Here is a 24,063-nt window from a genome sequence, read left to right on the forward strand (position 1 = left end):
GCACCACGTGGCCCATGGCCATCGCCAGCGCCCCGTCGGTGCCCGGTGCGGCGGGCAGCCACTCGTCGGCGAACTTGACGTTGTCGGCGTAGTCGGGCGCCACGACCACGACCTTCTGACCGCGGTAGCGGGCCTCGGCCATCCAGTGGGCGTCGGGGGTGCGGGTGACCGGGATGTTGGAGCCCCACATCATGAGGTAGCCGGCGTCCCACCAGTCGCCGGACTCGGGCACGTCGGTCTGGTCGCCCCAGATCTGCGGCGACGCGACGGGCAGGTCGGCGTACCAGTCGTAGAACGAGAGCATCGAGCCGCCGATGAGCGAGGTGAAGCGCGCGCCCGAGGCGTGGCTGACCATCGACATCGCCGGGATGGGGGAGAAGCCCGCGACCCGGTCGGGGCCCCACTGCTTGATGGTGTGCACGTTCGCGGCCGCGACGATCTCGGCGGCCTCACCCCACGACGCGCGGACCAGGCCGCCCTTGCCGCGAGCGGCCTTGTAGCGCTTGGCCTTCGCCGGGTCGCCCACGATGTCGGCCCAGGCGAGCACCGGGTCACCGAGACGCTGCTTGGCCTCCCGGTACATCTCGAGCAGGATGCCCCGGACGTAGGGGTAGCGGATCCTGGTGGGGGAGTAGGTGTACCAGGAGAAGGCGGCGCCGCGGGGGCACCCGCGGGGCTCGTACTCCGGACGGTCGGCGCCGGTCGACGGGTAGTCGGTCTGCTGCGCCTCCCAGGTGATGATGCCGTCCTTGACGTAGACCTTCCACGAGCAGCTGCCCGTGCAGTTCACGCCGTGGGTCGAGCGCACCACCTTGTCGTGGCTCCAGCGGTCGCGGTAGAAGGCGTCGCCCGCCCGGCCGCCCTTGGCGTAGAGGCTGCGCTTGTCGTCGGAGACCTCGGCGCGGGTGAAGAAGCGCCGGGTGCCCACCAGCGCCTCGGAGAGGGGGCCGTCGAGTCCTGCTCGGGGGTGGCCGGTGCCCTGCTGCTCGTGCGTGGTCACGCGTCGTCCTCCTGGTCGGGGATGGTGGTCACGGGGCTGATCTCGGGCGGAGTGAGGTGGGCACGGGTGGTGAGCTGCGCACGGCAGGCGCCCCGCTCGGCGAAGGGCGCGAGCCGGACCTCCGTGTCGACCTCGCCGAGCGCCTCCAGCGCGCCCTTCAGCAGGCCCAGGTGCGCCGCGCAGACAACGTCGGTGTGGGCCCTGGCGAGCTCGAGGAAGGGGCACCGGCCGAGCACGACCGTTGCGGTGTGCCCGCCGACCTCGGTCCTGACACTGGGCTCGTAACCCCACGCCTCCAGAAAGTCGACGACCCGTCCCGTCGTGGCGAGCCACTGGCCGGGCGTCCTTGCCGGGGCCGGCACAGCGCCGTCGAGAGGGCGCAGGTGTTGGCGCGCCCAGCGCGCACCGGCCTCCTCGGGGCTGAGGCGGTCCCCCGACTGCTGCGGCGCGACGGCCTGGGTGAGCAGCTCCGCGAGCATGCGGTACGACGTCTCCGGGTCCACGCGGCTGCGGTGCCCGGCGTGCACGGCATACCGCTTCCGCGGGCGGCCCGTGCCGTGGCGGTGGAAGGATGCGGTGAGCACGCCGGCTGCGACCAGCTGTTCGAGGTGGAACCTCGCGCTCGTCGGGTGCAGCTGCACGGCGGCGCCCACCTCCGCTGCGGTCAGACCGGTCGACTGCGGCTGCGAGCCGGCCTCCGAGCCGTTGTCCGAGGAGTCCTCCGGGCCTGAGGGCGGCAGCGCCGTCAGGGCCGCCACGATGCGCCGGCGGACAGGGGAGAGCAACAGCTCGTCGCCACCGCGCGACACCTGTGCCACTGGCCGCCTCCCTTTAGAGGAACGTCGTCCGCCTTGCCCGGTCGGGCGTGGAGCCGAGTCGCACCTGCCTCCACTCACCGTCGGCGTCTCGGGCTCCGTTGGGGCACAACCCTTGCGGTGCATCGGGCCCGCCCACTAGGGACCAAAGGCCCTCGGCTCCCCGTCGGCAGCGTCCCTACGCTCAACGGGAGATTTGCAGCAGGGCGTTCCTGTGAACCACCGTCACGCGGAGGTGAGATGGCCACGGCAGACATCGCCACGGCAGGCCAGGAGGCTGACCGGCGGACGAGCAGTGGCGCAACCCGTGTCCTCGTGATGTCGACGCTGAGCTTCACGGTGATGTTCGCGGTCTGGCTGATGTTCGGGATCCTCGGCATCCCGATCCGCGCGGAGTTCGGGCTCAGCGACGTCGAGCTGTCGTGGCTGTCCGCGGTCGCCGTGCTGAACGGCTCCCTGTGGCGTCTGCCGGCGGGCATGGTCACGGACCGTGTCGGGGGCCGGAAGGTCTTCGCCGCGATGCTGGCCCTCACCGCAGTCCCGGCCTACCTGGTGTCGCAGGCAGACAGCTACGGCCTGCTCCTCGTGCTCGCCTTCCTCGTGGGTTTCGCCGGCAACTCCTTCAGCGCCGGTATCGCCTGGAACTCCGCGTGGTTCCCGCGCGAGCGGCAGGGCTTCGCGCTCGGCGTGTTCGGCGCCGGCAACGTCGGCGCCTCCATCACGAAGTTCATCGGCCCGGCGCTGATCGCCGGCACGGCGGGCGGCACGTACCTCGGTTTCGTGCAGGGCGGCTGGCGGGTGGTGCCGATCATCTACGCCGTCCTCCTGGTGGTCCTGGCGGTCCTCACGTGGGTCATCACCCCCAGCCAGGACCGCATGCCCGGCCGGGGGCGGTCGCTCAGGGAGCAGCTCCAGCCGCTGCGCCAGCTGCGCGTCTGGCGCTTCGCCCTCTACTACGTGGCCGTCTTCGGTGCCTACGTCGCCCTGGCCGCCTGGCTGCCGAAGTACTACGTCGACAACTTCGACGTCAGCCTCAGCACCGCCGCGCTCCTCACCGCGTCGTTCATCTTCCCGGCGTCGCTCCTGCGCCCGGTGGGCGGCTGGTTCTCGGACCGCTGGGGCGCCCGCCGCGCCATGTACTGGACCTTCGGCGTGATGATGGTGTGCACGCTCGTGCTGGCGATGCCCAACGGCCACATCGTCGTCCAGACCCGCACGGGGGCCCGCGAGGTGCTGCCCTACGCGATGGGGATCGTCCCCTTCGCCGTCATCGTGTTCGTCCTGGGCTGCGCGATGGGTGTCGGGAAGGCCGCTGTCTACAAGCACATCCCCGAGTACTTCCCCCACGACGTGGGTGCTGTGGGCGGGCTCGTGGGCATGCTGGGCGGGCTCGGGGGCTTCTTCCTCCCGCCGCTGTTCGCCTACACGCAGCAGTGGACCGGCTTCCCGTCGAGCACCTTCGCGGTGCTGTTCCTGCTGACGGTCGTGTGCTCGCTGTGGATGCACTGGACCGTCGTGCACATGCTGCACGAGAAGTCACCTGAGCTGGCCACCCACCTGGAGACCCCGCCGACGCAGCTGGCTGCCGGCGGGCTGACCGACCGTGAGCCCGAGGAGGCACGCGCATGAGCAACGTCGCAGAGACCCGCCGCGGGGGCGAGTGGCTCGAGTCGTGGGACCCCGAGAACGAGCAGGCCTGGGACAGGCGGCTGGCCTGGACCACGCTGTGGATCACGACCTTCACGCTGACGCTGTGCTTCGCGTCGTGGTTCCTCGCCAGCGCGATCGCCCCCAAGCTGACCAACCTCGGCTTCGACTTCAGCCAGACCCAGCTCTACTGGCTCACCTCGATGCCCGGCCTGGCAGGTGGCCTGATGCGCCTGGTCTGGATGGTGCTGCCACCGATCCTGGGCACGCGCAAGCTGGTCACCTTCACCACGCTGCTGCTGGTCTTCCCCGTCCTCGGGTGGGGGGTGCGGGTGCAGGACCCGACGACTCCCTACTGGGAGCTGCTGGCCCTGTCCTTCCTCTCCGGCATCGGCGGCGGCGCGTTCTCCGGGTTCATGCCGAGCACGAGCTACTTCTTCCCTCGTCGGCTCCAGGGCACGGCCCTGGGCCTGCAGGCGGGCATCGGCAACTTCGGCGTCTCGCTGGTGCAGCTGCTGACGCCATGGATCATCGGCTTCAGCATGGTCGGGTTCCTCGGCGGGTCCCAGACCATGCAGGGCCTCCCGGGCAAGCCGGCGACCGAGGTCTGGTACCAGAACGCCGCCTTCATCTACATCCCGTTCATCCTCATCGGTGCGGCCCTGGCGTGGACGATGCTCAGGTCGGTGCCGATCACCGCCAACCTCCGGCAGCAGGTCGACATCTTCCGCAACCAGGACACCTGGTGGATGACGCTCGTCTACATCATGACCTTCGGCACGTTCTCCGGCCTCGCGGCGCAGTTCGGCCTGCTCATGAAGAACCTCTACGGCGCGGGCAACCCCGACATCGTCCAGGGCGCCGGAGCCGGTGCCCGACTGCTCGTCGAGGGCTACACGGTGCCCGACCCGGTCGCGTACGTGTTCCTCGGCCCCCTCGTGGGCGCGGCGGCACGGGTGCTGTTCAGCCCGCTGACCGACCGGATGGGAGGCGCGGTGTGGAGCCTCATCTCGGGCATCGGGCTGGTCGGCTCCATCGCGTTCACGATGACCGCGCTCGTCCCGGACACCTCCTCCGCCGCAGCCCTCAGCAGCGACTTCACCACCTTCCTCTGGGGGATGCTGGCGATCTTCCTCTTCAGCGGCATCGGCAACGCCTCGACCTTCAAGCAGATGCCGATGATCTTCGAGCGCCGCCAGGCGGGCGGCGTCATCGGCTGGACCGCGGCGATCGCGGCGTTCGGCCCGTTCCTGTTCGGCGTGGGCCTGACCATCATGTCGCCGACCACGTTCTACGCCATCGGCATCGCCTGGGCCGTGATGTGCACCACGATCGTGTGGGTGCGCTATGCCCGCCCCGGTGCGCCGAAGCCCTCCTGAGACCGGCTGACCCGCTCGAGCCCGCTCGTGCCCGCTCGTGCTCACCACGCCGTGGGCCGCATGCGTCGCGCACGCGGCACACGGCCGTGACGCCGGTCGACCGTCAGCGGGAGCGCACGACCGCGACCGGGCAGTGCGCCCGGTGCAGCACGCCGTGGCTCACCGAGCCCAGCAGCAGCCCGCCGAACCCGCCGCGCCCCCGGGCACCGACCACGACGAGGCACGCCCGCTCGCTGTTGGCGACGATGGCGTCCGTCGGCCGGCCGTGCTCGATGTGGACCTCGACCTCGACGTCGGGGTACTTCTCCCGCCACCCGGCCAGCGACTCGGAGACGGCCAGGCGCTGCCGCTCCCGGATCTCCCCCCAGTGGGGCGTGCCGGGGGTGGTCACGACGACGCCCTCGACGAACTCGATCCACCAGGCGTAGACGACGGCCAGCGGCACCCCGCGCAGGGAGGCCTGCTCGAAGGCGTACCCGACAGCCTCGGACGAGAGGGCCGAGCCGTCGACGCCGACCACGACCGGCCCGGCTGCCATGCCCGGCTCGTGGCCACGGACGACGACCACCGGGCAGCGGGCATGCATGGCCACCTGGAGCGAGACGGAGCCGAGCGCCCCGCGCACCGGACCCTTGCCGTGGCTGCCGACGACGACCTCCTCGGCCCCGACGGACCGCTCCACCAGCGCACGCGCTGCCGACTGGGTCGAGGCCTCCGCCGTGACGTCCACGTCGGGGGCAGCCGCCTGGACCCGTGCCCTGGCCTCCTCCACGAGCTCGTCGGGAACGTCGGTCACGTCGGTCGGGCTGAGCATCGCCGCCGCCACGAGGTAGTCGACGTTGGTGGCGTGGACCAGGCGCAGGGGCAGGTGGCGGCGGCGCGCCTCGTCCGTGGCCCACTCCAGGGCGGCCTCGCCGCCCGGGGACCCGTCGACGCCGACGACGAGGGCGCCACGGTCGGAGGCGGCCATCACGCCCTCCTCGCGGACACGCCGCCGACGTCGTCGAGCCGCCTGCCCAGACCCTCGCCCCAGCTGCGGGCGCGGTCGGGCTCGCCCTCGGCGAGGCGCGCGGGCTTGCCGTGGACGATGAAGCTCTCAGGCTCCTCGAGGCTGCGGAAGCCCTTGGCCCGCAAGCGTTTGTGGGCCTTCTTCGCTGCCGAGCCGGGGAAGTGCTGGCTGATGCGGGTGTCGAACGTCGCGAACGGTGTGGGCGTCTCGGAGGGGGCCAGCGCCTCGAGCCACTCCCGCAGGCCGCGCCCGCCCGAGGGCACCGGGCCGGTGGCCTGGTCGGCTGCCTCCTTGCGGGTCTCGGGTCGGCTCAGGCCGAAGGCGTGGGTCGGGCCACCGACCACGAGCAGGTCGACGTCCTCGGGGACGACGTCCGGTGCCCGGCCGACCTCGCTGACCGTGACGGAGTGGCTCCTGCCGAGCCCGTCGGCGACGGCCCGCGCGATCTCCTCGGTGTTGCCGAGGATGGACTCGTAGACGATGAGCGCGGGGCTCATGGCGTACCTCCCTGTCCGCTCCGGTGGTCACCTCCATCGTCGCGCGACATGCGGGGACCCGCCGGTGCCGAAGGTCCCGAGAGGGCAACGGGCCCGAGTCAGCTGCGGCCCGGGGCAGTCGCTGGCCGGGTCAGTCGCTGGCCGGGTCAGTCGCTGGCCGGGTCAGGACCCGGCCAGCAGCTCGTCGAACGGCACGACGTCGTCGAAGGCCCCGCCGGCGGCACGCTCGGGTCGGGCGGCCACGAGGGCTGCGAGCTCCGTCGCTGCCGCCTCGACCCGGCGTCCGAGGCTCTGCTCCGCCCGGACGCTGCCCCAGTCCTCCGACGCGGCGAAGACCCCCGAGGGCACGGCAACGGCCTTGAGGTAGGCGAACATCGGGCGCAGGGCGTGCTCGATGACCAGGGAGTGCCGGGCCGTGCCGGCGGTGGCCGCCAGCAGGACCGGCGTCCCCGCGAGGGCGCCCTCGTCCAGCACGTCGAAGAACGTCTTGAAGAGACCGCTGAAGGAGGCCTGGTAGACCGGGCTCACCACGATGACGCCGTCAGCGGCAGACATCGCCGAGAGGGCGTCCTTCAGCGCTCCGGTGGCGAACCCGGTGACGACGGCGTCGGCGAGTGGGTGCGCAAGGCTCCGCAGGTCCACGATCTCGACGTCGGCCTCGACCCCGTGCTCGAGGAGCGCGTCCGAGGTCGCCGCGGCCAGCCGCTCCGCGAGCAGCCGGGTGCTCGACGGCTGACCGAGCCCTCCGTTGACCACCACGATGCGACGGGCAGTCATCGGGCCACCTCCACCGCGCCGAGCGCGGCCAGCCGCGAGGCGTGGGTGGGGGCGTCCGGGACGTGGGCGGGCTTGCGCGCGGCGGCGATGCGGCGCAGCTCGGGCACGACCTCGCTGCCGAGGATCTCGATCTGTTCCAGCACCGTGCGCAGCGGCAGGCCGGCGTGGTCCATCAGGAAGAGCTGGCGCTGGTAGTCGCCCACGTGGTCGGCCATCGCGGCATACCTCTCGACCACCTGCTGGGGGCTGCCCACGGTGAGGGGCGTCTCCCGGCTGAAGTCCTCCAGCGACGGCCCGTGGCCGTAGACCGGGGCGTTGTCGAAGTAGGGCCGGAACTCGCGGACGGCGTCCTGGCTGTTCCGGCGCATGAAGACCTGCCCGCCGAGCCCGACGATCGCCTGGTCCGCGGAGCCGTGGCCGTAGTGCTCGAAGCGGCGGCGGTAGAGGTCGACCATCTGCCTCGTGTGGCTGATGGGCCAGAAGATGTTGTTGTGGAAGAAACCGTCGCCGTAGTAGGCGGCCTGCTCGGCGATCTCGGGTGAGCGGATCGAGCCGTGCCAGACGAAGGGCGGGATGCCGTCGAGTGGGCGCGGCGTGGAGGTGAAGCCCTGCAGGGGGGTGCGGTGCTTCCCGCTCCACGTGACCGCCTCCTCGGTCCACAGGCGGCGCAGCAGCGCGTAGTTCTCGACGGCGAGCGGGATGCCGTCCCGGATGTCCCTGCCGAACCACGGGTACACCGGCCCCGTGTTGCCGCGCCCCGTCATGAGGTCGACGCGGCCGTCGGCGAGGTGCTGGAGGTAGGCGTAGTCCTCGGCCAGCCGCACGGGGTCGTTCGTGGTGATCAGCGTGGTCGCGGTCGAGAGGATGATCCGTTCCGTCTGGGCGGCGATGTGCGCCAGGAGCACCGGCGGGTTGGCGGGGGCCGCGAAGGGCGGGTTGTGGTGCTCGCCGGTCGCGAACACGTCGAGGCCCACCTCCTCGGCCTTCCTCGCGATCGCGATGGTGCCCTTGATGCGCTCGTGCTCGGACACGGTGGTGCCGGTGGTGGGGTCGGTGGTGACGTCCCCGACGGTGAAGATGCCGAACTGCATCTGCTCGCGCTCCTCGGAATGGTCGTTGCGATTTCAACTATCGTAACGGAGCCGGCGCAGGCTTCATTCCCGTCACGGGCGGGCGTCGAGTCCCGAGCACGAGCGGGACTGCTCCCACAGGCGGTGCAGGCGCCGGCCGTCCGACGCCGACGGCACGCGCGGTATGCCGTCCGTGCCGATGAGCATGGGGGTCCAGGTCGCCCCGGTCACGGCGCTGCGGGCGCTGCGGCGGGTCCCGCGCGCGCTCTCCACGTCGACCTCGAGGGTCAGCACCCCGGTGCGCGAGTCCGGCTCCCGGCTGCGCCACCAGACGAAGTTGCCCAGCCCGTAGGCCACGTAGGAGCGTCCCAGCCAGCCGGCTGCGTTGACCCGGTGGGAGTGGCCGCCGACGATGACGTCGGCCCCGGCCGCCTCGAGGGCCTGCGCGGTCTGGGTGGAGAGCGAGTCCGGGCACGCCTGGTAGTCCAGTCCCCAGTGCAGGTAGACCACGACCAGGTCGTGGGTCGACGCAGCGCGCTGCACGGCCGTGCGCAGCCGTCCCAGCGGTGAGGCGCTGGCGATCCCCGGGGAGTCGGCATCCGCCGACCAGTTCGCCAGTGTCATCTCGAACACCTGTGAGGCGCCGAGGACGGCCACCCGCAGGCCCTTGGCCTCCAGCGTGGCCGGGGCGAACGCCTCGTCCTCGTCGGCACCGATGCCCACGACGGGCAGGGGACTGGCGCGCCTGGCGGCCAGGGTGTCACGCAGGCCCTGGGCTCCGAAGTCGGCCCCGTGGTTGTTCGCCATGCTCACCGCGTCGACCCCGGCGCTCGCGAGGGTGTCCAGCGCGGAGGCGGGCGCCCGGAAGTGGAACTCCTTGCCGATGGGAGCGCCCCGCTCCGTGATGGCGGTCTCGAGGTTGACCATCGACAGGTCGGCCGCCCCGAGGGTGCCCCGCAGCTCGTCGAGGCCGTGGGGGTCCCTGGCCACCGGCCGCAGGTAGTCCTCGAAGTGCACGTCGCCCCCGAAGGCCAGGGTGAGGGTGCGCGGGTCCGCCGCCGGGGTCGCCGCGGTCACCGACGGCGAGGCAGCCCTCGTGGTGGTCGCCGTCCCGGTCGCGCGCGTCGGGCTGGACGCGGCTGGGGTGGAGGTCCGTGCGCGCTGGTCGGCCGGGGCGCCGGCGCCGGCGCTCGGTGTGCAGGCCGTGGCCAGGAGAGCCGCCGCGAGGACGGCCGAGGCCGGGGGAGCGCGCATGACGGGGGAGTCTAGGCGCCTGCCTATGATCGGGGCCGTGACCCACGCCCGCTTCGGTTCCCTCGTGGCGCGGGACCTCGTCGACGTGCGCGTGGGCGACGCGGCGGTGGCCGCCCTCGACGGCCCCGGAAGGGGCTTCTGGGCGGTGGTGGCCGACTTCGAGGGCACCGTCACGGCCGCCCGCTTCGGCCGCGTCGAGCGGGACGTGCCGGACACCGTGCCGGTGGCCTGGGCGCCCGTCGACCGGGAGTGGCTCTCCAGCCTCGACCACGCGGCATACCTCGAGGGGGTCGGGGAGGTGCGCCGCCGCATCGAGGCGGGCACCGTCTACCAGGTGAACCTCTGCCGGGTGCTCTCGCACCGGCTGGAGGACTCCGCGGACCTCGACGGCCTCGCCCACCTCCTCTCGCGAGGCAACCCGGCCCCCCACGCAGCACGCGTGCACGTCCCCGAGGCGGGCCTGGACGTCGTCTGCGCCTCCCCGGAGGCCTTCCTGCTGCGGTCCGGTGGCCGCCTGGAGTCCCGGCCGATCAAGGGCACGGCGGCGCAGCTCCCGGGCATGCTGCCCAAGGACTACGCCGAGAACGTCATGATCGTCGACCTCGTGCGCAACGACCTCCACCACGTGTGCCGTGCCGGCACCGTCCGCGTCGACCACCTGTGCGCGCCCGAGGAGCACCCGGGCCTCGTCCATCTCGTCTCGACGGTGTCGGGGGAGCTGCGGCAGGGCGTGCGGTGGGCGGACATCCTGGAGGGGACGTTCCCGCCCGGCTCGGTGTCCGGGGCGCCCAAGTCGAGCGCCCTGACGGCCATCCGTGACCTCGAAGCGGCTCCGCGCGGGCCGTACTGTGGCGCCATCGGGTGGGTCGACGTCGATCGGGGAGAGGCGGAACTCGCCGTGGGCATCCGGACGTTCTGGGCAGAGCGCGACGCAGAGGGGCAGCGCTGGCTGCGCTTCGGCACCGGGGCGGGCATCACGTGGGCCTCGGACGCCGAGGCCGAATGGGAGGAGACACAGTTGAAAGCCGCTCGCCTGATCGGTCTGGCTTCTGGAAGGGTGCTGGCATGAGCAGCGACGTGCGGGTCTGGGTGAACGGCTCCCTCGTGGGGTGGGACGAGCCCGCGGTGGCCGCGCTCGACCACGGCGTGACCGTGGGCGACGGCGCCTTCGAGACGTGCAAGGTGGTCGACGGCGCGGTCTTCGCCATGACGCGCCATGCCCGTCGGCTCGACCGCACCCTCGCCGGGCTCGGTCTGCCCGCCGCCGACCACGGCCTGGTCGAGAAGGGTGTCGCCGCCGTGCTGGGGGCGGGCGACCCGATCGCCTTCGGCCGGCTGCGGTACACCGTCACCGGAGGCGCGGGACCGCTGGGCTCGGACCGCGACGACTCGCCGATGACCTACATCGTCACCGCCGGGCCACAGCCCCGGCCGCCGCGCAGTGCCGCGCTGGCCGTCGTCCCGTGGGTGCGCAACGAGCGGAGCGCAGTGGCGGGGCTCAAGACCACGTCCTACGCCGAGAACGTCGTCGCCCTCGCCCATGCCAAGGAGCGGGGCGCGGTCGAGGCGGTCTTCGGCAACACCAGGGGCGAGCTGTGCGAGGGGACCGGCAGCAACATCTTCGTCGTCGGCGACGGCGTCGTCCTCACCCCGCCACTGGACTCCGGGTGCCTGGCCGGGATCACGCGCGAGCTGACGATCGAGTGGGCGCGCGAGGCGGGACTGCAGGTCCGCGAGGAGCCCCTGCCGCTGTCCGTGCTGCGGGACTGCGACGAGGTCTTCATCACCAGCTCGACCAAGGACGTGCTCGCCATCGACCGGGTCGACGACCGCGAGCTGGCGCCGGGCCCCGTCACGGCCCAGGTGGCCGAGGTCTTCGCCGCGATGTCGGCCGAGCGGATGGACCCGTGATGCCCGTGAGCGAGCCGGAGGCCGAGGAGCGCGACTGGGCGTGGCGGCGCCGGATCCGGTCCAACCCCCACTCGAACCGCGTCTACCGCACCGTGGTCGGGGTCATCGGCGCCGTCGTGACCGTCGCCGGCCTCGTGATGGTGCCGTTCCCCGGGCCGGGCTGGCTCGTCGTGTTCATCGGCGTCGGCATCCTCGCCTCCGAGTTCGACTGGGCCAAGCGGCTCCTCGACTTCGGCCGGGAGAAGCTGCGCGCGTGGAACGACTGGATGCGGCCCCAGCCGCTGTGGGTCAAGGGGGTCGCAGCGCTGCTGACGGCCGCTGTCGTCGGCCTGATCTTCTACGCGCTCTTCCTGCTCACCGGTGTCCCGGGGTTCCTGCCCGACGTCATCGAGGAGCAGGTGCTCCGGCTCCCCGGGCTCTGACCCCCGGATTTCACCTGCGGGTCCCCGTGCGGCTATCCTTCGTGAGCCCGCACGGGACTGGACGTGTAGCTCAGTTGGTTAGAGCGTTCGCTTCACACGCGAAAGGCCAGGGGTTCGAGTCCCTTCACGTCCACCGCCACATGGCCCACCGATGGTCCGGCACCACGCCGACCGTTGTGCCAGGCCCGACGTGTCGAAGCCCCTCCCGGTGTCTCGGGAGGGGCTTCGTCGTTGCCCGCGGCGCCGTTCGACGAGGACGTTCCTACTCGTCGCAGGCTGCCCGGGTCGCCCGTACCAGCTCCTCCGCCGCGACGACCGCCGTCGACATCTGCCCGGGGCTGCTGCCCACCCCGGCGAGGATGCCGTGGGCACGCGCGCCGAAGTCGCGAGGGGCGGCAGAGAGCCGGTCCGCCGAGGTGACCGCACCCTTCTCGTGCGTCACCCACTGGCCAGAACGCCCGTGGACCGCGTGGGCGCACAGCTCGACAACGCGGAACAGGCACCCGGCGATGAAGGTCGTGTCTCCTCGGGAGACCGCCTTCCGCGCGTTGGCGACGAGGAAGTCCGCCTCCCACAGGCCCGCCACCAGGGCGTCGGCCAGCGCCGGCGGGTAGTCGCGTATCGCCCGCTGCAGGGACGTCAGCTCGCCGGACGCGTCAGCCAGCACGATGCCTCGAGCGACCTCCCCGGCATAGGCGAAGTCCGGGACGCCGAGCGGGTGGCCCGCCTGGGAGTGGAAGCCGTACCGACCCGCCTGCGCGTCAGCCCATGACCGCCGGACGCGTACGAGGTCCCGGTAGATCCAGTCCACGTCGGCGCCCGCGATCCGCAGCCAGCCGCCGCCGTTCACCCAGGGGCCCCAGGCCCCTGGCGCGGTCAGGGACGCCGTGGGACCGCCCAGCTCCTGGGCCAGCGCCTCGAGTGCGGCCACGTCGAGGGGCGTCTCGTAGTAGAGACCGAGGTCGTAGTCGGACTCAGGGGTGTGGTCCCCGCGGGCGCGGCTGCCGCCCAGCATGACCGCACGCACTCCCGGCGCCTCGAGCAGCCGGTTCGCCATCTGCTGGAGCTCCTCGTCCGTCACTCGCGCCATGGTGCCGTACCCGCGGCACTACCGTGGAGCCATGAGCGCGGCGCTGCTGACGGAGATCCACATCTACCCCGTCAAGGGCGAGGCCGGCCAGGAGCTCCCGGTGGCCGACATCGAGCCCGACGGCGTGGCGGGGGACCGCCGGAAGCGGGCTCCCGTCCAGGTCATCGCGGCCCAGGACGTGACGCCCGAGACCCGGGCCAACCTCGTCGTCACCCTGGCCCCGGGGGAGCTGACCGACGCCATCGGCGCGGTCCTGAGGGTGGGGGAGGTCGAGCTCGACGTCACCTCCGTGCCCCGTGGCTGCCCAGGTGTGTATGCCGCGGTGCGCACGCCGGGGCGGGTCAGTGTGGGCGACCCCGTGGAGGTCTCCGGCTGACGAGGGAGCCGACCTGCGCTGGGACGCTGGAGGCTCCGGCCGGCGCGGTCGGGGAATCCGGCTGACGCGGGGCCCCGGCTCGCCTTAGCCTCGAAGCGTGGCTGACCGGGTGACGTCGGTGCCAGGGGTGGCGGGGGAGTCCGGCTCCCCTGCCGAGCACCGTGCGGCCGTGGCCCGGCTGGTGGCCAGCTTCCGGGCCATCCCGCCCCACGCCCCGGTCCGGCTCGCCAAGCGCACGTCCAACCTGTTCCGGGCGCGCGAGCGTCCGACGGCACCAGGGCTGGACGTCTCTGGTCTCGCGGGCGTGCTCTCGGTGGACCCGCGGGGCCGCACCGCCGACGTGGCCGGCATGTGCACGTACGAGCGGCTCGTGGACGCCACCCTGCCCCACGGAATGGTGCCCCTGGTCGTGCCCCAGCTGAAGACCATCACGCTCGGGGGCGCGGTCACCGGGCTCGGCATCGAGTCGTCGTCGTTCCGGTGCGGGCTGCCCCACGAGTCCGTGCTGGAGATGGACATCCTGACCGGCTCCGGAGAGGTGGTCACCGCCCGGCCGGACGGGGAGCACGCCGACCTCTTCCGGGGTTTCCCCAACTCCTACGGGAGCCTCGGGTACGCGACGCGCCTGCGCATCGAGCTCGAGCCCGTGCAGGCCTTCGTCGCCCTGCGACACGTCCGCTTCCACTCGGTCGACGACCTGGTTGCGGCACTGGGAGCGATCGTCGACACCGGCCACCACGACGGCGAGCGCGTCGACTACCTCGACGGTGTCGTGTTCAGCGCCACCGAGTCCTACCTCTGCCTGGGTGCGAAGACCGACGTCCCCGGCCCGGTCAGCGACTACACGGGCCAGCTGGTCTACTACCAGTCGATCCGGCACGACGAGCCCAGGCCCCGGCACGACCGGCTCACCACCCGTGACTACCTGTGGCGCTGGGACACCGACTGGTTCTGGTGCAGCCGCGCCTTCGGCGCCCAGGACCCGCGGATCCGACAGCTGTGGCCCCGGCGCTGGCGGCGCAGCAGCACCTACTGGAAGCTCGTCGCGCTCGACCAGCGCTTCCACGTCGCCGCCCGCCTCGACGCCCGGCGTGGGCGGCCGCCGCAGGAGCGGGTCGTGCAGGACGTCGAGGTCCCGCTCGAGCGGTGTGCCGAGTTCCTGCACTGGTTCCTGCGCGAGGTCCCGATCGAGCCGGTCTGGCTGTGCCCGCTGCGCCTCCGGGAGGCCTCGGGAGAGCTGGCCACGGCCACCAGCGGCGACCGCCCGTGGCCGCTCTACCCCCTCCGTGCCGGGCAGACCTACGTCAACGTCGGCTTCTGGTCCACGGTCCCCGCCGACCCGTCCGCGCCCCCGGGCGAGGCCAACCGGCTCATCGAGGCCGAGGTGACCCGCGTGCACGGCCACAAGTCGCTCTACTCCGACGCCTACTACGACCGCGACGAGTTCGACCGCCTGTACGGCGGCGAGACCTATGCGGCGCTGAAGCGGCGCTACGACCCCGACCGGCGGCTCCTGGACCTCTACACGAAGGCGGTGCAGCGCAAGTGACGACCCTGAAGCAGGCCCGCGGGCCGCAGCCCGACCAGCCCCGGCTCAGCCTCGCCGAAGTCATCGAGACCGTCACCGACGGTCCCCTGCCGGTGCGGTTCACGGCATACGACGGCAGCGCCGCCGGCCCACCGGACGCCGAGCTGGGCCTGCACCTGCTGGCACCGCGCGGGGCCAGCTACCTGGTGACCGCCCCCGGTGACCTCGGTCTGGCGCGGGCCTACGTGTCGGGTGACCTCGACCTCGCCGGGGTGCACCCGGGCGACCCCTACCCGTTGCTCAGGGCCCTGGAGGACGTGCGCTTCCGGCTGCCCCCACCACGGCTGCTGCCCGTGATCGCCCGCTCGCTCGGGACCGAGCTGCTGCGCCCGCCGCCCCCGCCGCCGCAGGAGGCCCTGCCCCGGTGGCGCCGCGTGGCCGAGGGGCTGCGCCACTCCCGCACGCGGGACGCGGAGGCGATCCGCCACCACTACGACGTCTCGAACGCCTTCTACGAGCGGGTGCTCGGTCCGTCGATGACCTACACGTGCGCCTGCTACCCGCACGAGGCGGCGACGTTGGAGGAGGCCCAGGAGAACAAGTACCGACTCGTCTTCGACAAGCTCCGGCTGCAGGAGGGCGACCGGCTGCTCGACATCGGCTGTGGCTGGGGAGGGATGGTCCGGTATGCCGCGCGGCGCGGTGTGCGGGCCATCGGAGCCACCCTGTCGCGGGAGCAGGCGGCGTGGGCCCAGCGGGCCATCGACGAGGAGAGCCTGGGTGGGCTCGCCGAGGTGCGCTTCAGCGACTACCGCGACATCAAGGAGTCCGGCTTCGACGCCGTCTCGTCGATCGGCCTGACCGAGCACGTCGGGGTGCGGCACTACCCCGCCTACTTCCGCGGCATACGGGAGCGGCTGCGGGTCGGTGGGCTGCTGCTCAACCACTGCATCACCCGCCCCGACAACCGGATGCGGCCCACAGGTGCCTTCATCGACCGGTACGTCTTCCCGGACGGCGAGCTGACCGGGTCGGGGGCGGTCATCGCCGCCGCCCAGGACGCAGGTCTCGAGGTCCGCCACGAGGAGAACCTGCGGGAGCACTACGCCCTCACGCTGGCCCAGTGGTGCCGCAACCTCGCGGACCACTGGGACGCCTGCGTGGAGGAGGTGGGGCAGGCCACCGCCCGCGTCTGGGGCCTCTACATGGCGGGTTCACGCCTGGGCTTCGAGCGCGGCGGGGTCGAGCTGCACCAGGTGCTCGCAGTGCGCACCGACGGGCGCGGCGCGGCGGGGCTGCCGCTCCGGCCGTGGTGGGATGGCTGAATGGAACAGCGTCTCAGCCTGGTCACCCTGGGCGTCAGCGACCTCGACCGGGCCCGCGAGTTCTACGAGAGCCTCGGCTGGGAGCGTGGCGACGACAACGACGACGTCGTGTTCTTCCAGGCCGGTGGGCTCATCGTCGGGCTGTGGGACCGCGCCGCCCTCGCGGAGGACAGCGCGGTCGAGGACTCCGGCGGCTGGGGCGGAGTCACCCTGGCCCTGAACGTGGGCTCGCCCGAGGAGGTCGACACCGTGCTCGAGGAGGCCCGCCGGGCCGGGGCGGTCATCGGCCGGTCCGGCGCGGAGACCTTCTGGGGCGGGTACTCCGGCGTCTTCGTCGACCCCGACGGCCATCCGTGGGAGGTCGCCCACAACCCCTTCTGGACCGTCACCGACGACGGGCAGACCCTGCTGCGCGAGGACCGCGGCTGACCGTCGCCCCAACGTCCGGGGGCGGCCTCGTCCGTTCGGCCGGATCTGCCCCGCGGGAGCGTGACGCAGCCGTCACGCTCCCACGTCCACCGCGCACGGGCCACTAGGTTCTCGCTCGCGTGCCGGGACCCGCCGCAGAGGCCGGTCCCGGCGCGCCCGACGCGGGGCGACTGCCCCGTGCCCCTCCGGCGACAGGTGGCCCGACGGTGCGCAGACTCGTCCAGGCGGCAGTGCTGGTGTCCCTCCTGGTGGCACCGGTGGCCGCGGTCGCCGGGGCCCTGGCGTACGACCGCGCGGGACTCGGCTCGGGCCGGCCGGCGCAGGCTGCGCAGCTCGCCCCCTTCCACGAGGACGCGCCGCCGCCGGGCGTCGACGTCAAGCGCCGGCTCACCACCGATGAGCTCTACCGGAAGGCTCGGCTGCAGCGATCCGGGCGCGGCAAGGTCACGGCCCTGGACGGCGCACCGTCCGCGGCGGCGGCTCCCTCGGGCACCCCGGCGATCCCGATGCTGACCCAGCACGTCGAGCCGTCGTGCACCGGCACCGGCACCGACGGCAACCGCGTGCAGGTCGTCTACGCGCGTGCGGAGGGGTTGGCGGACCGTCTGCCCGAGGTGGAGGCACTCATCCGCGGCGAGGTCGCCACCGTCGACGACGTCTTCGCGGTCTCCTCGGACGCCACCGGCGGGGGTCGGCGCGTCCGCTGGGTCTCCGACTCCTCCTGCCGGGTCGTGATCCAGCGGGTGAGCCTGCCCAGGGGGGCCCTCGGCTCCAGTCTCGACGCCACGTTCGACGCCCTGCGCGCCGCCGGGCTCACGGCGCCGGACCGCAAGTACCTCGTCTTCTCGGAGGGAGCGTCGATCTGCGGCGTCGGCGAGATGTACCCCGACACCAGCAGGGTCGGCAACTACAACGACGGCCATGCACCCGATGGCCTGCTGACCCGCATCGACCAGGCCTGCTGGTCGAACCCGACGTACCACTCCGTCGCCGCCCACGAGCTCGTGCACACCCTGGGCGGCGTGCTCGAGAGCGCGCCCCACCCGAGCGCGGCCGGTCACTGCACGGACGAGTCCGACCTGATGTGCTACGACGACGACGGGGCCGGGCCGGTGGTCATGCGCCAGGTCTGCCCCCTCGACCAGGAGATGCTCCTGGACTGCAAGAAGGACGACTACTTCCACACCTCGCCGTCCGCGGGGTCCTTCCTCGCGCTGAACTGGAACACCGCCGACTCGTCCTTCCTCGACGTGGTGGCGCCGCTGGGCCTGCCGGCCCGTGAGCCGACCGCCCTCACCGTCCGTGTCTCCGGCACGAGTCCCGCCACCGTGACCGGGACGCTGACCCGCAGCGGGGGTGGGGCCGTCGCAGGGGCGCCGGTCTCGGTGCGGACGAGGCCCTACGGAAGCAGCACCTGGACCCTCCGCGCGGGCCTGACGACCAACGGCAGCGGGTCGGTGTCCTACGCGGTCACCCCGAGCAGCCCGCTGTACGTCGAGCTCTCCTACGTCGGCGACAGCGTCCGCGCGGCCGCCACCAGTCCCACGGTGCTGGTCCGCGTGCCCACGACCACCACAGCCGCTGCGGCCGCGGGCTCGACGACCACGCTCACCGGCACGGTGCTCAACCCGGTCACGCGCCGCGGCCTGGCGGGGCTCCCCGTCACGCTGCGGGTCCGGTGGGCCGGCTCCGCGACGTGGTCCACCGTCACGACCGCGCTGCGCACCGACGTGTCGGGGCGGGTGGTGTACCGGTACGCCACCGCACGGCCGGGCACCTTCGCCTTCTCCCACCCGGGTTCGACGACCACGCTGGGCTCCGGCAGCAGTGGTGTCCTGGTCCGCGTGCCCACGAAGCTGACGATGACGGTCAGGGCCGGCCGGCCGAACCTCATCACCGGACGCCTCACCAGCTGGTCGGGGACGGCGATGAGGTCCGCGGCGGTGACCCTTCAGTACCGGTACGCCGGCACCAGCACGTGGCGCTCCGGGACGACGTACCGGACCTCCAGCACCGGCTACGTCAGCGTCAGGCTCCAGCCGAGACGCGCCGTCTACTACCGCTGGGTCTACCAGGGGACCTCGACGACCCACCTGTCCTCGACGAGCGCGGCGGGCTACGTCAGGTACTGACCGGCTACGGTGCGGTGATGCCCTCACCGCAGCAGCGTCGGGCCGCCGTCATCGGTGGCAACCGGATCCCCTTCGCCCGCGCCCACGGCGCGTACACGGGCGCCAGCAACCAGGACATGCTGACCGCGGCGCTCGAGGGGCTGGTCGCCCGCCATGGGCTGACCGGGGAGCGCCTCGGGGAGGTCGTGGCCGGCGCGGTCCTCAAGCACAGCCGGGACTACAACCTGGCCAGGGAGTCGGTGCTGGGATCGAGCCTCGCCGCCACCACACCCGCGTTCGACGTGCAGCAGGCCTGCGGCACGGGTCTCGAGGCCACCATCCTCGTGGCCAACAAGATCGCCCTGGGCCAGATCGAGTCCGGCATCGCAGGGGGTGCCGACTCCGCCTCCGACGCCCCCGTCGCGGTGAGCGAGGGCCTGAGGCAGTCGTTGCTCGCCTTCAACCGAGCACGGACGACCGGTGACCGGCTGCGGGCGCTGGGCCGGCTCCGCCCGGGGCACCTCCTGCCGTCCATCCCTCAGAACACCGAACCACGCACCGGTCTCTCCATGGGCGAGCACATGGCGCAGACAGCCGCGCAGTGGGCCGTCAGCCGCCAGGCGCAGGACGAGCTGGCCGCGGCCAGCCACCACAACCTGGCGGCCGCGTACGAGCGGGGCTTCCTCGACGACCTGCTCACGCCCTTCCGCGGCCTGACCCGGGACTCCACCCTCCGCCCGGAGACCTCCGTGGCGAAGCTCGCGGCCCTCCCCACCGTCTTCGGCGCGGGGGAGGGCGCCACCATGACGGCGGGCAACTCGACCCCGCTCACCGACGGCGCCTCCGCCGTGCTCCTGGGCTCGGACGCGTGGGCCGCCGACCGGGGACTGCCCGTCCTCGCCCACCTCGTCGACGCGCAGACGGCCGCCGTCGACTACGTGCACGGCGCGGAGGGGCTGCTCATGGCCCCGGCCCACGCCCTCCCGCTGCTGCTCGAGCGCAACGGCATGCGCCTCCAGGACTTCGACCTCGTCGAGATCCACGAGGCCTTCGCCGCCACCGTGCTCGCCACCCTCGCGGCCTGGGAGAGCGAGGCGTTCTGCCGCGACCGGCTGGGCCTCGCAGCGCCCATCGGCGCCCTCGACCGCAGCCGGCTCAACGTCGCCGGCTCCTCCCTCGCGGCCGGGCACCCCTTCGCGGCCACCGGCGGCCGCATCGTCGCGTCGCTGGCGAAGCTGCTCCACGAGCGGGGCACGGGGGCACGGGGGCTCATCTCGATCTGCGCGGCCGGAGGCCAGGGCGTCCTGGCGATTCTCGAGGCCGCCTGACGTCGGACACCCACGCCCGGCTGACCCGGGCGGGGCCCGCCCGCCGGCCGGGCGGATGAGCCTGTCGCCGTTCGGGTTACAGTCGGGGCCATGGACGAGCCCGGGGTGCCGTGGCGCCAGCGTGCCCGGAGAACGAGGACAGCGGTGCGAGCCTGGCTGCGCGCGGCGCGCACCGCCTTCGCCAGTGCCGGGCCGGAGCGCGATGCCGCGCTGCTGGCTCTCAAGGCCGCGATCGCCACCGTCATCGCGTGGCAGTTCGCGGTCCGAGTGCTCGACAGCCCGACCCCGTTCTACGCGCCGATGGCCGCGCTGCTCGTGGTCGACCGGACCATGGTGCGGTCGATCGGTGCGAGCGCGCAGCGAGTCGCCGCCGTGGTCGTCGGCATGGGCGTCGCCTGGCTCGTGGGCACCCTGGTCGGCGTGCACTGGTGGAGCATGGTCCCGGTGATGGTGCTCGCCCTGCTGATCGGGCGGTGGCGCCGCCTCGGCGACCACGGCATCCAGGTGCCGACGATGGTCCTGCTCTCCCTGCTGACGGTGAAGGGGACCGACACCGACTTCACCTACCTCACCATCGTCGAGACCATCGCCGGAGGCGTCATCGGGGTGGCCACCAACGCTGTGGTGTTCGCACCGCTGCACATCCAGCAGCCTCGCGACGAGGTGCGCGCCATGACCAGGCGGGTCCACCAGCTGCTCACCGACGTCGCACAGGGCCTGCGCGGCGGGTGGGACGGCCAGGCCGCACGCCGCTGGTACGACACGAGCAGCGAGATCGTCCAGAGCGCCCCGACCGTGCTCGAGGCCATCGCCACGGGGCGCGAGAGCACCAGGTTCAACCCGCGACACGAGGTACGCCCCGTCGACATCGACTGGGCCGGCTACGAGCGCACCGTCGAGACCGTCCGGCGCACCCAGTGGCAGGTCTCCGGGATCGCCCGCACCCTGGTCGACGCCGCGGACGAGGCCGAGCGGCAGCCGGCCCCGGACCGAGAGTTCCTCGAGCGGTATGCCGTGGCGCTGGACGAGATCGGCGAGGCGGTGGAGCACTTCGGCCTTCCCGACGAGAACGAGAGGAACGAGGTGCAGCGGCACCTCGAGGCGGCGATCACCGTGCTCGACGAGCTGGGCCTGGAGGTGAAGGAGACGCCGCTGGACGACCCTCACGCCTGGCCCGCCTACGGAGCGTTGATCCTCGACGCCCAGCGCCTGGCCCGCGAGCTCGCCCTGAAGCGGGACGAGGCGACGGTGCCCACCGACAGCGGCCCCATCCGGCTGCCCCTGTCCGAGCGGGTGCGCGACATGACCGGCGGGCCGGCGCAGACCCAGGAGTGAGTCGGGCCCCGCCTGCGGCCACGGGGGCCACCCGCAGTGGCCGTCCCCCGGGGGCGGCGGCGGAGAACTGCCGCGCAGCGCTCGGGTACCGGCCGATAGCATCGAGACGTCTTCGACCCCCTTCCAAGGAGTGCCCACGTGTCTGCGCAGATCACCGTCAACGTCGCCGGGAGCGAGCGAGCGGTGCCGGCGCAGACGACGGCGGCCGACCTGTTCGGCGAGGACCGCGCCGTCGTGGTGGCCCGGGTCAACGGCGAGCTGCGCGACCTCGCCCACGTCCTCGCCGAGGGCGACTCGGTCGAGCCGGTGCGCATCGACGAGGAGGACGGACTCGCCGTGCTCCGGCACTCGACCGCCCACGTGCTGGCCCAGGCGGTGCAGGAGGTCAACCCCCGGGCCCGTCTCGGGATCGGTCCGCCCGTGCGCGACGGGTTCTACTACGACTTCGACGTCGAGGACCCGTTCCACCCGGATGACCTCAAGAAGCTCGAGAAGGTGATGCAGCGCATCATCAACGAGGGCCAGACCTTCGTGCGACGGGAGATCTCGGACGAGGAGGCTCTCGCAGAGCTCAAGGACGAGCCGTACAAGTGCGAGCTCATCGGGCTCAAGGGAGGCGCGGCCGAGGGCGCGGCGGAGGGGGCCTCCGTCGAGGTCGGCGGGGCCCAGCTGACCATCTACGACAACGTCCGCCGTGACGGGGAGCGTGCCTGGGGCGACCTGTGCCGTGGCCCGCACATCCCGTCGACCAAGCTGATCGGCAACGCGTTCAAGCTGATGCGGAGCGCCGCCGCCTACTGGCGGGGCAGTGAGAAGAACCCGCAGCTGCAGCGCATCTACGGCACGGCCTGGCCGACCAAGGACGAGCTCAAGGCCTACCTCGAGCGGCTTGCCGAGGCCGAGAAGCGCGACCACCGCAAGCTCGGCGCGGAGCTCGACCTGTTCAGCTTCCCCGACGAGCTCGGCTCGGGCCTGGCCGTCTTCCACCCCAAGGGCGGCATCATCAAGCGGGAGATGGAGGACTACGTCCGCCGCCGCCACATCGAGGAGGGCTTCCAGTACGTCGGGACTCCCCACATCACCAAGGACGGGCTGTTCCACACCTCCGGGCACCTGCCCTACTACGCGGACACCATGTTCCCGCCGATGGAGTTCGAGGGCACCGAGTACCGCCTCAAGGCGATGAACTGCCCGATGCACAACCTCATCTACCGTTCGCGCGGGCGGTCCTACCGCGAGCTGCCGCTGCGGCTGTTCGAGTTCGGCTCGGTCTACCGCTTCGAGAAGTCGGGTGTCGTCCACGGCCTGACCCGCGTGCGCGGCATGACCCAGGACGACTCGCACTCCTACGTCACGGCAGAGCAGGCGCCGGCGGAGATCAAGCACCTGCTCGAGTTCGTCCTGGGGCTGCTGCGTGACTTCGGCCTCGACGACTACTACCTCGAGCTGTCGACCCGCGACGAGGCCAATGACAAGTTCATCGGCACCGACGAGCAGTGGGAGGTGGCGACCAGGGTCCTGCGCGAGGCGGCGGAGGAGACGGGGCTCGAGCTCGTGCCCGACCCCGGCGGCGCCGCGTTCTACGGCCCCAAGATCTCGGTGCAGGCCCGTGACGCGATCGGCCGCACCTGGCAGATGTCGACGATCCAGTACGACTTCAACCAGCCCGCCCGGTTCGGCCTCGAGTACCAGGCCGCCGACGGGTCGCGGCAGCAGCCGGTGATGATCCACTCGGCGAAGTTCGGCTCGCTCGAGCGGTTCTTCGGTGTCCTGGTCGAGCACTACGCCGGTGCCTTCCCGCCCTGGCTCGCACCCGTCCAGGTGCTGGGCATCCCCGTCGCCGACGAGTACAACCCGTACCTCGAGGAGGTGGCGCGTCGCCTGCGGGAGAAGGGCATCCGGGTCGAGATCGACGAGAGCGACGACCGTTTCCCCAAGAAGATCCGCAACGCCAGCAAGGCCAAGGTGCCGTTCGTGCTCATCGCGGGGGAGGAGGACCGCTCCGCGGGCGCCGTGTCCTTCCGCTTCCGCAGCGGGGAGCAGAAGAACGGCGTCCCCGTCGACGACGCCATCGCCGAGGTCGTGCAGGCCGTCGAGGGCCGGGTGCAGGTGTGAGCACGGACGACGAGCGTGCTGCGCCTCCGTCCGGGGAGGCCGAGCACCCGAGCCAGGAGGAGGACGCGCGGCTGCGGGTCTTTCCCGAGCTCGCGCGCGAGTTCGCCGCTGCCGAGGACGGCTTCGAGCGGCTGTGGACGCCGCACCGGATGGCCTACATCAAGGGTGACCGGCCCTCCGAGGCGGCCGGCGAGGGCTGCCCGTTCTGCTTGGCCCCGCAGCGCGCCGACGACGCGGAGGGGCTGATCGTCCACCGCGGGAAGCACTGCTATGTCGTGATGAACCTCTTCCCGTACAACCCCGGCCACGTGCTGGTGTGCCCCTACCGGCACGTCGCGCTGTACGTCGACCTGACCGACGAGGAGGCCGAGGAGTTCACCTCCCTGACCAGGGACAGCCTCCGCGCCCTCGAGAAGGCGTCCGCACCCCTGGGGTTCAACATCGGCATGAACCAGGGCGCGGTCGCCGGTGCCGGGGTCCAGGCCCACCTGCACCAGCACGTCGTGCCACGGTGGGGTGGGGACTCCAACTTCCTGCCGGTCATCGCCCAGACCAAGGCGCTGCCCATGTTGCTCGAGGACGTCCGCACCCAGCTCGTCGCCGCGTGGCCGCGCTGACGGGGCGCTCCCCGGGAAACGCCTTCAC

At 72.4% G+C, this 24,063-nt stretch carries 22 protein-coding genes and 1 tRNA gene; 15 read left to right on the plus strand and 8 right to left on the minus strand.

The window, feature by feature from the left end:
* Positions 1-1,000 (minus strand): molybdopterin-dependent oxidoreductase (locus tag VIB11_RS01090; protein ID WP_332027523.1); only part of this gene is annotated, 1,000 nt, incomplete at its 3' end.
* Positions 997-1,818, minus strand: a complete 822-nt coding sequence (locus VIB11_RS01095) for a helix-turn-helix domain-containing protein (RefSeq protein WP_332027525.1) — start codon at positions 1,816-1,818, stop codon at positions 997-999. The genes VIB11_RS01095 and VIB11_RS01090, both read right to left, overlap by 4 nt.
* 237 nt (positions 1,819-2,055) lie before the next feature.
* On the opposite strand from VIB11_RS01095, the gene VIB11_RS01100 reads away from it, so the two are divergent.
* Together VIB11_RS01100 and VIB11_RS01105 are read left to right on the plus strand one after the other, a co-directional pair.
* On the plus strand, positions 2,056-3,444 hold the full coding sequence (locus tag VIB11_RS01100; protein ID WP_332027526.1) for a nitrate/nitrite transporter: 1,389 nt from the start codon (positions 2,056-2,058) through the stop codon (positions 3,442-3,444).
* On the plus strand, positions 3,441-4,841 hold the full coding sequence (locus tag VIB11_RS01105; RefSeq protein ID WP_332027528.1) for an MFS transporter: 1,401 nt from the start codon (positions 3,441-3,443) through the stop codon (positions 4,839-4,841). The genes VIB11_RS01100 and VIB11_RS01105 overlap by 4 nt, the downstream gene beginning before the upstream one ends.
* Before the next feature lie 103 nt (positions 4,842-4,944).
* Here VIB11_RS01105 and VIB11_RS01110 read toward each other — a convergent pair whose 3' ends face one another.
* The 5 genes from VIB11_RS01110 to VIB11_RS01130 form a co-directional block, all read right to left on the minus strand.
* On the minus strand, positions 4,945-5,811 hold the full coding sequence (locus tag VIB11_RS01110; RefSeq protein WP_332027530.1) for a universal stress protein: 867 nt from the start codon (positions 5,809-5,811) through the stop codon (positions 4,945-4,947).
* On the minus strand, positions 5,811-6,347 hold the full coding sequence (locus tag VIB11_RS01115; RefSeq protein ID WP_332027532.1) for a flavodoxin family protein: 537 nt from the start codon (positions 6,345-6,347) through the stop codon (positions 5,811-5,813). The genes VIB11_RS01110 and VIB11_RS01115 overlap by 1 nt, the downstream gene beginning before the upstream one ends.
* Before the next feature lie 162 nt (positions 6,348-6,509).
* A complete protein-coding gene (locus VIB11_RS01120) occupies positions 6,510-7,124 on the minus strand; it encodes a CE1759 family FMN reductase (protein WP_332027534.1) in 615 nt (204 codons plus the stop codon).
* Complete coding sequence (locus VIB11_RS01125) at positions 7,121-8,215, minus strand: LLM class flavin-dependent oxidoreductase (protein WP_332027536.1); 1,095 nt, start codon at positions 8,213-8,215, stop codon at positions 7,121-7,123. Before VIB11_RS01125 ends, VIB11_RS01120 begins: the two co-directional genes overlap by 4 nt.
* Positions 8,216-8,287: 72 nt before the next feature.
* On the minus strand, positions 8,288-9,448 hold the full coding sequence (locus tag VIB11_RS01130) for a CapA family protein (RefSeq protein ID WP_332027538.1): 1,161 nt from the start codon (positions 9,446-9,448) through the stop codon (positions 8,288-8,290).
* Between the two features lie 37 nt (positions 9,449-9,485).
* On the opposite strand from VIB11_RS01130, the gene VIB11_RS01135 reads away from it, so the two are divergent.
* From VIB11_RS01135 to VIB11_RS01150, 4 genes are all read left to right on the plus strand, one after another.
* Positions 9,486-10,517: a chorismate-binding protein gene (locus VIB11_RS01135; protein WP_332027541.1), complete on the plus strand. Its 1,032-nt coding sequence runs from the start codon at positions 9,486-9,488 to the stop codon at positions 10,515-10,517.
* On the plus strand, positions 10,514-11,359 hold the full coding sequence (locus VIB11_RS01140) for an aminotransferase class IV (protein WP_332027543.1): 846 nt from the start codon (positions 10,514-10,516) through the stop codon (positions 11,357-11,359). The genes VIB11_RS01135 and VIB11_RS01140 overlap by 4 nt, the downstream gene beginning before the upstream one ends.
* Positions 11,359-11,781, plus strand: coding sequence for a TIGR02611 family protein (locus VIB11_RS01145; RefSeq protein ID WP_332027545.1), 423 nt, complete (start codon positions 11,359-11,361; stop codon positions 11,779-11,781). Before VIB11_RS01140 ends, VIB11_RS01145 begins: the two co-directional genes overlap by 1 nt.
* 59 nt (positions 11,782-11,840) lie before the next feature.
* A tRNA-Val gene (locus VIB11_RS01150) sits at positions 11,841-11,914 on the plus strand.
* Between the two features lie 129 nt (positions 11,915-12,043).
* On the opposite strand, the gene VIB11_RS01155 is transcribed toward VIB11_RS01150, so the two are convergent.
* Positions 12,044-12,862 carry a nucleotidyltransferase domain-containing protein gene (locus tag VIB11_RS01155; protein WP_332027547.1) on the minus strand — a complete coding sequence of 273 codons (819 nt, stop codon included), beginning with the start codon at positions 12,860-12,862 and terminating at the stop codon, positions 12,044-12,046.
* 40 nt (positions 12,863-12,902) lie between these two features.
* Here VIB11_RS01155 and VIB11_RS01160 point away from each other — a divergent pair, with 40 nt between their 5' ends.
* The 9 genes from VIB11_RS01160 (at position 12,903) to VIB11_RS01200 (ending at position 24,035) form a co-directional block, all read left to right on the plus strand.
* Positions 12,903-13,247 (plus strand): hypothetical protein, encoded by a 345-nt coding sequence (locus VIB11_RS01160; RefSeq protein ID WP_332027549.1) that lies wholly within the window; start codon positions 12,903-12,905, stop codon positions 13,245-13,247.
* Positions 13,248-13,344: 97 nt separating this feature from the next.
* A complete protein-coding gene (locus tag VIB11_RS01165) occupies positions 13,345-14,796 on the plus strand; it encodes an FAD-binding oxidoreductase (RefSeq protein WP_332027551.1) in 1,452 nt (483 codons plus the stop codon).
* Positions 14,793-16,100, plus strand: coding sequence for a class I SAM-dependent methyltransferase (locus tag VIB11_RS01170; protein ID WP_332027553.1), 1,308 nt, complete (start codon positions 14,793-14,795; stop codon positions 16,098-16,100). Before VIB11_RS01165 ends, VIB11_RS01170 begins: the two co-directional genes overlap by 4 nt.
* The gene (locus VIB11_RS01175) at positions 16,101-16,529 is read left to right on the plus strand and encodes a VOC family protein (protein ID WP_332027555.1); all 429 of its coding nucleotides are present in this window, start codon (positions 16,101-16,103) and stop codon (positions 16,527-16,529) included.
* A 206-nt stretch (positions 16,530-16,735) separates the two neighbouring features.
* Positions 16,736-18,661 carry an Ig-like domain-containing protein gene (locus tag VIB11_RS01180; RefSeq protein WP_332027557.1) on the plus strand — a complete coding sequence of 642 codons (1,926 nt, stop codon included), beginning with the start codon at positions 16,736-16,738 and terminating at the stop codon, positions 18,659-18,661.
* Between the two features lie 17 nt (positions 18,662-18,678).
* Positions 18,679-19,968, plus strand: a complete 1,290-nt coding sequence (locus tag VIB11_RS01185) for an acetyl-CoA C-acetyltransferase (RefSeq protein WP_332027559.1) — start codon at positions 18,679-18,681, stop codon at positions 19,966-19,968.
* A gap of 90 nt (positions 19,969-20,058) precedes the next feature.
* Positions 20,059-21,303 (plus strand): FUSC family protein, encoded by a 1,245-nt coding sequence (locus tag VIB11_RS01190; protein WP_332027561.1) that lies wholly within the window; start codon positions 20,059-20,061, stop codon positions 21,301-21,303.
* Positions 21,304-21,441: 138 nt separating this feature from the next.
* Positions 21,442-23,418 (plus strand): threonine--tRNA ligase, encoded by a 1,977-nt coding sequence (thrS, locus tag VIB11_RS01195; protein ID WP_332027563.1) that lies wholly within the window; start codon positions 21,442-21,444, stop codon positions 23,416-23,418.
* Positions 23,419-23,489: 71 nt separating this feature from the next.
* Positions 23,490-24,035 (plus strand): HIT domain-containing protein, encoded by a 546-nt coding sequence (locus tag VIB11_RS01200; protein WP_332027597.1) that lies wholly within the window; start codon positions 23,490-23,492, stop codon positions 24,033-24,035.
* Positions 24,036-24,063 lie beyond the last annotated feature (28 nt).

This window comes from Pedococcus sp., from assembly GCF_036554925.1.
Taxonomy (GTDB): Bacteria; Actinomycetota; Actinomycetes; order Actinomycetales; family Dermatophilaceae; genus Pedococcus_A.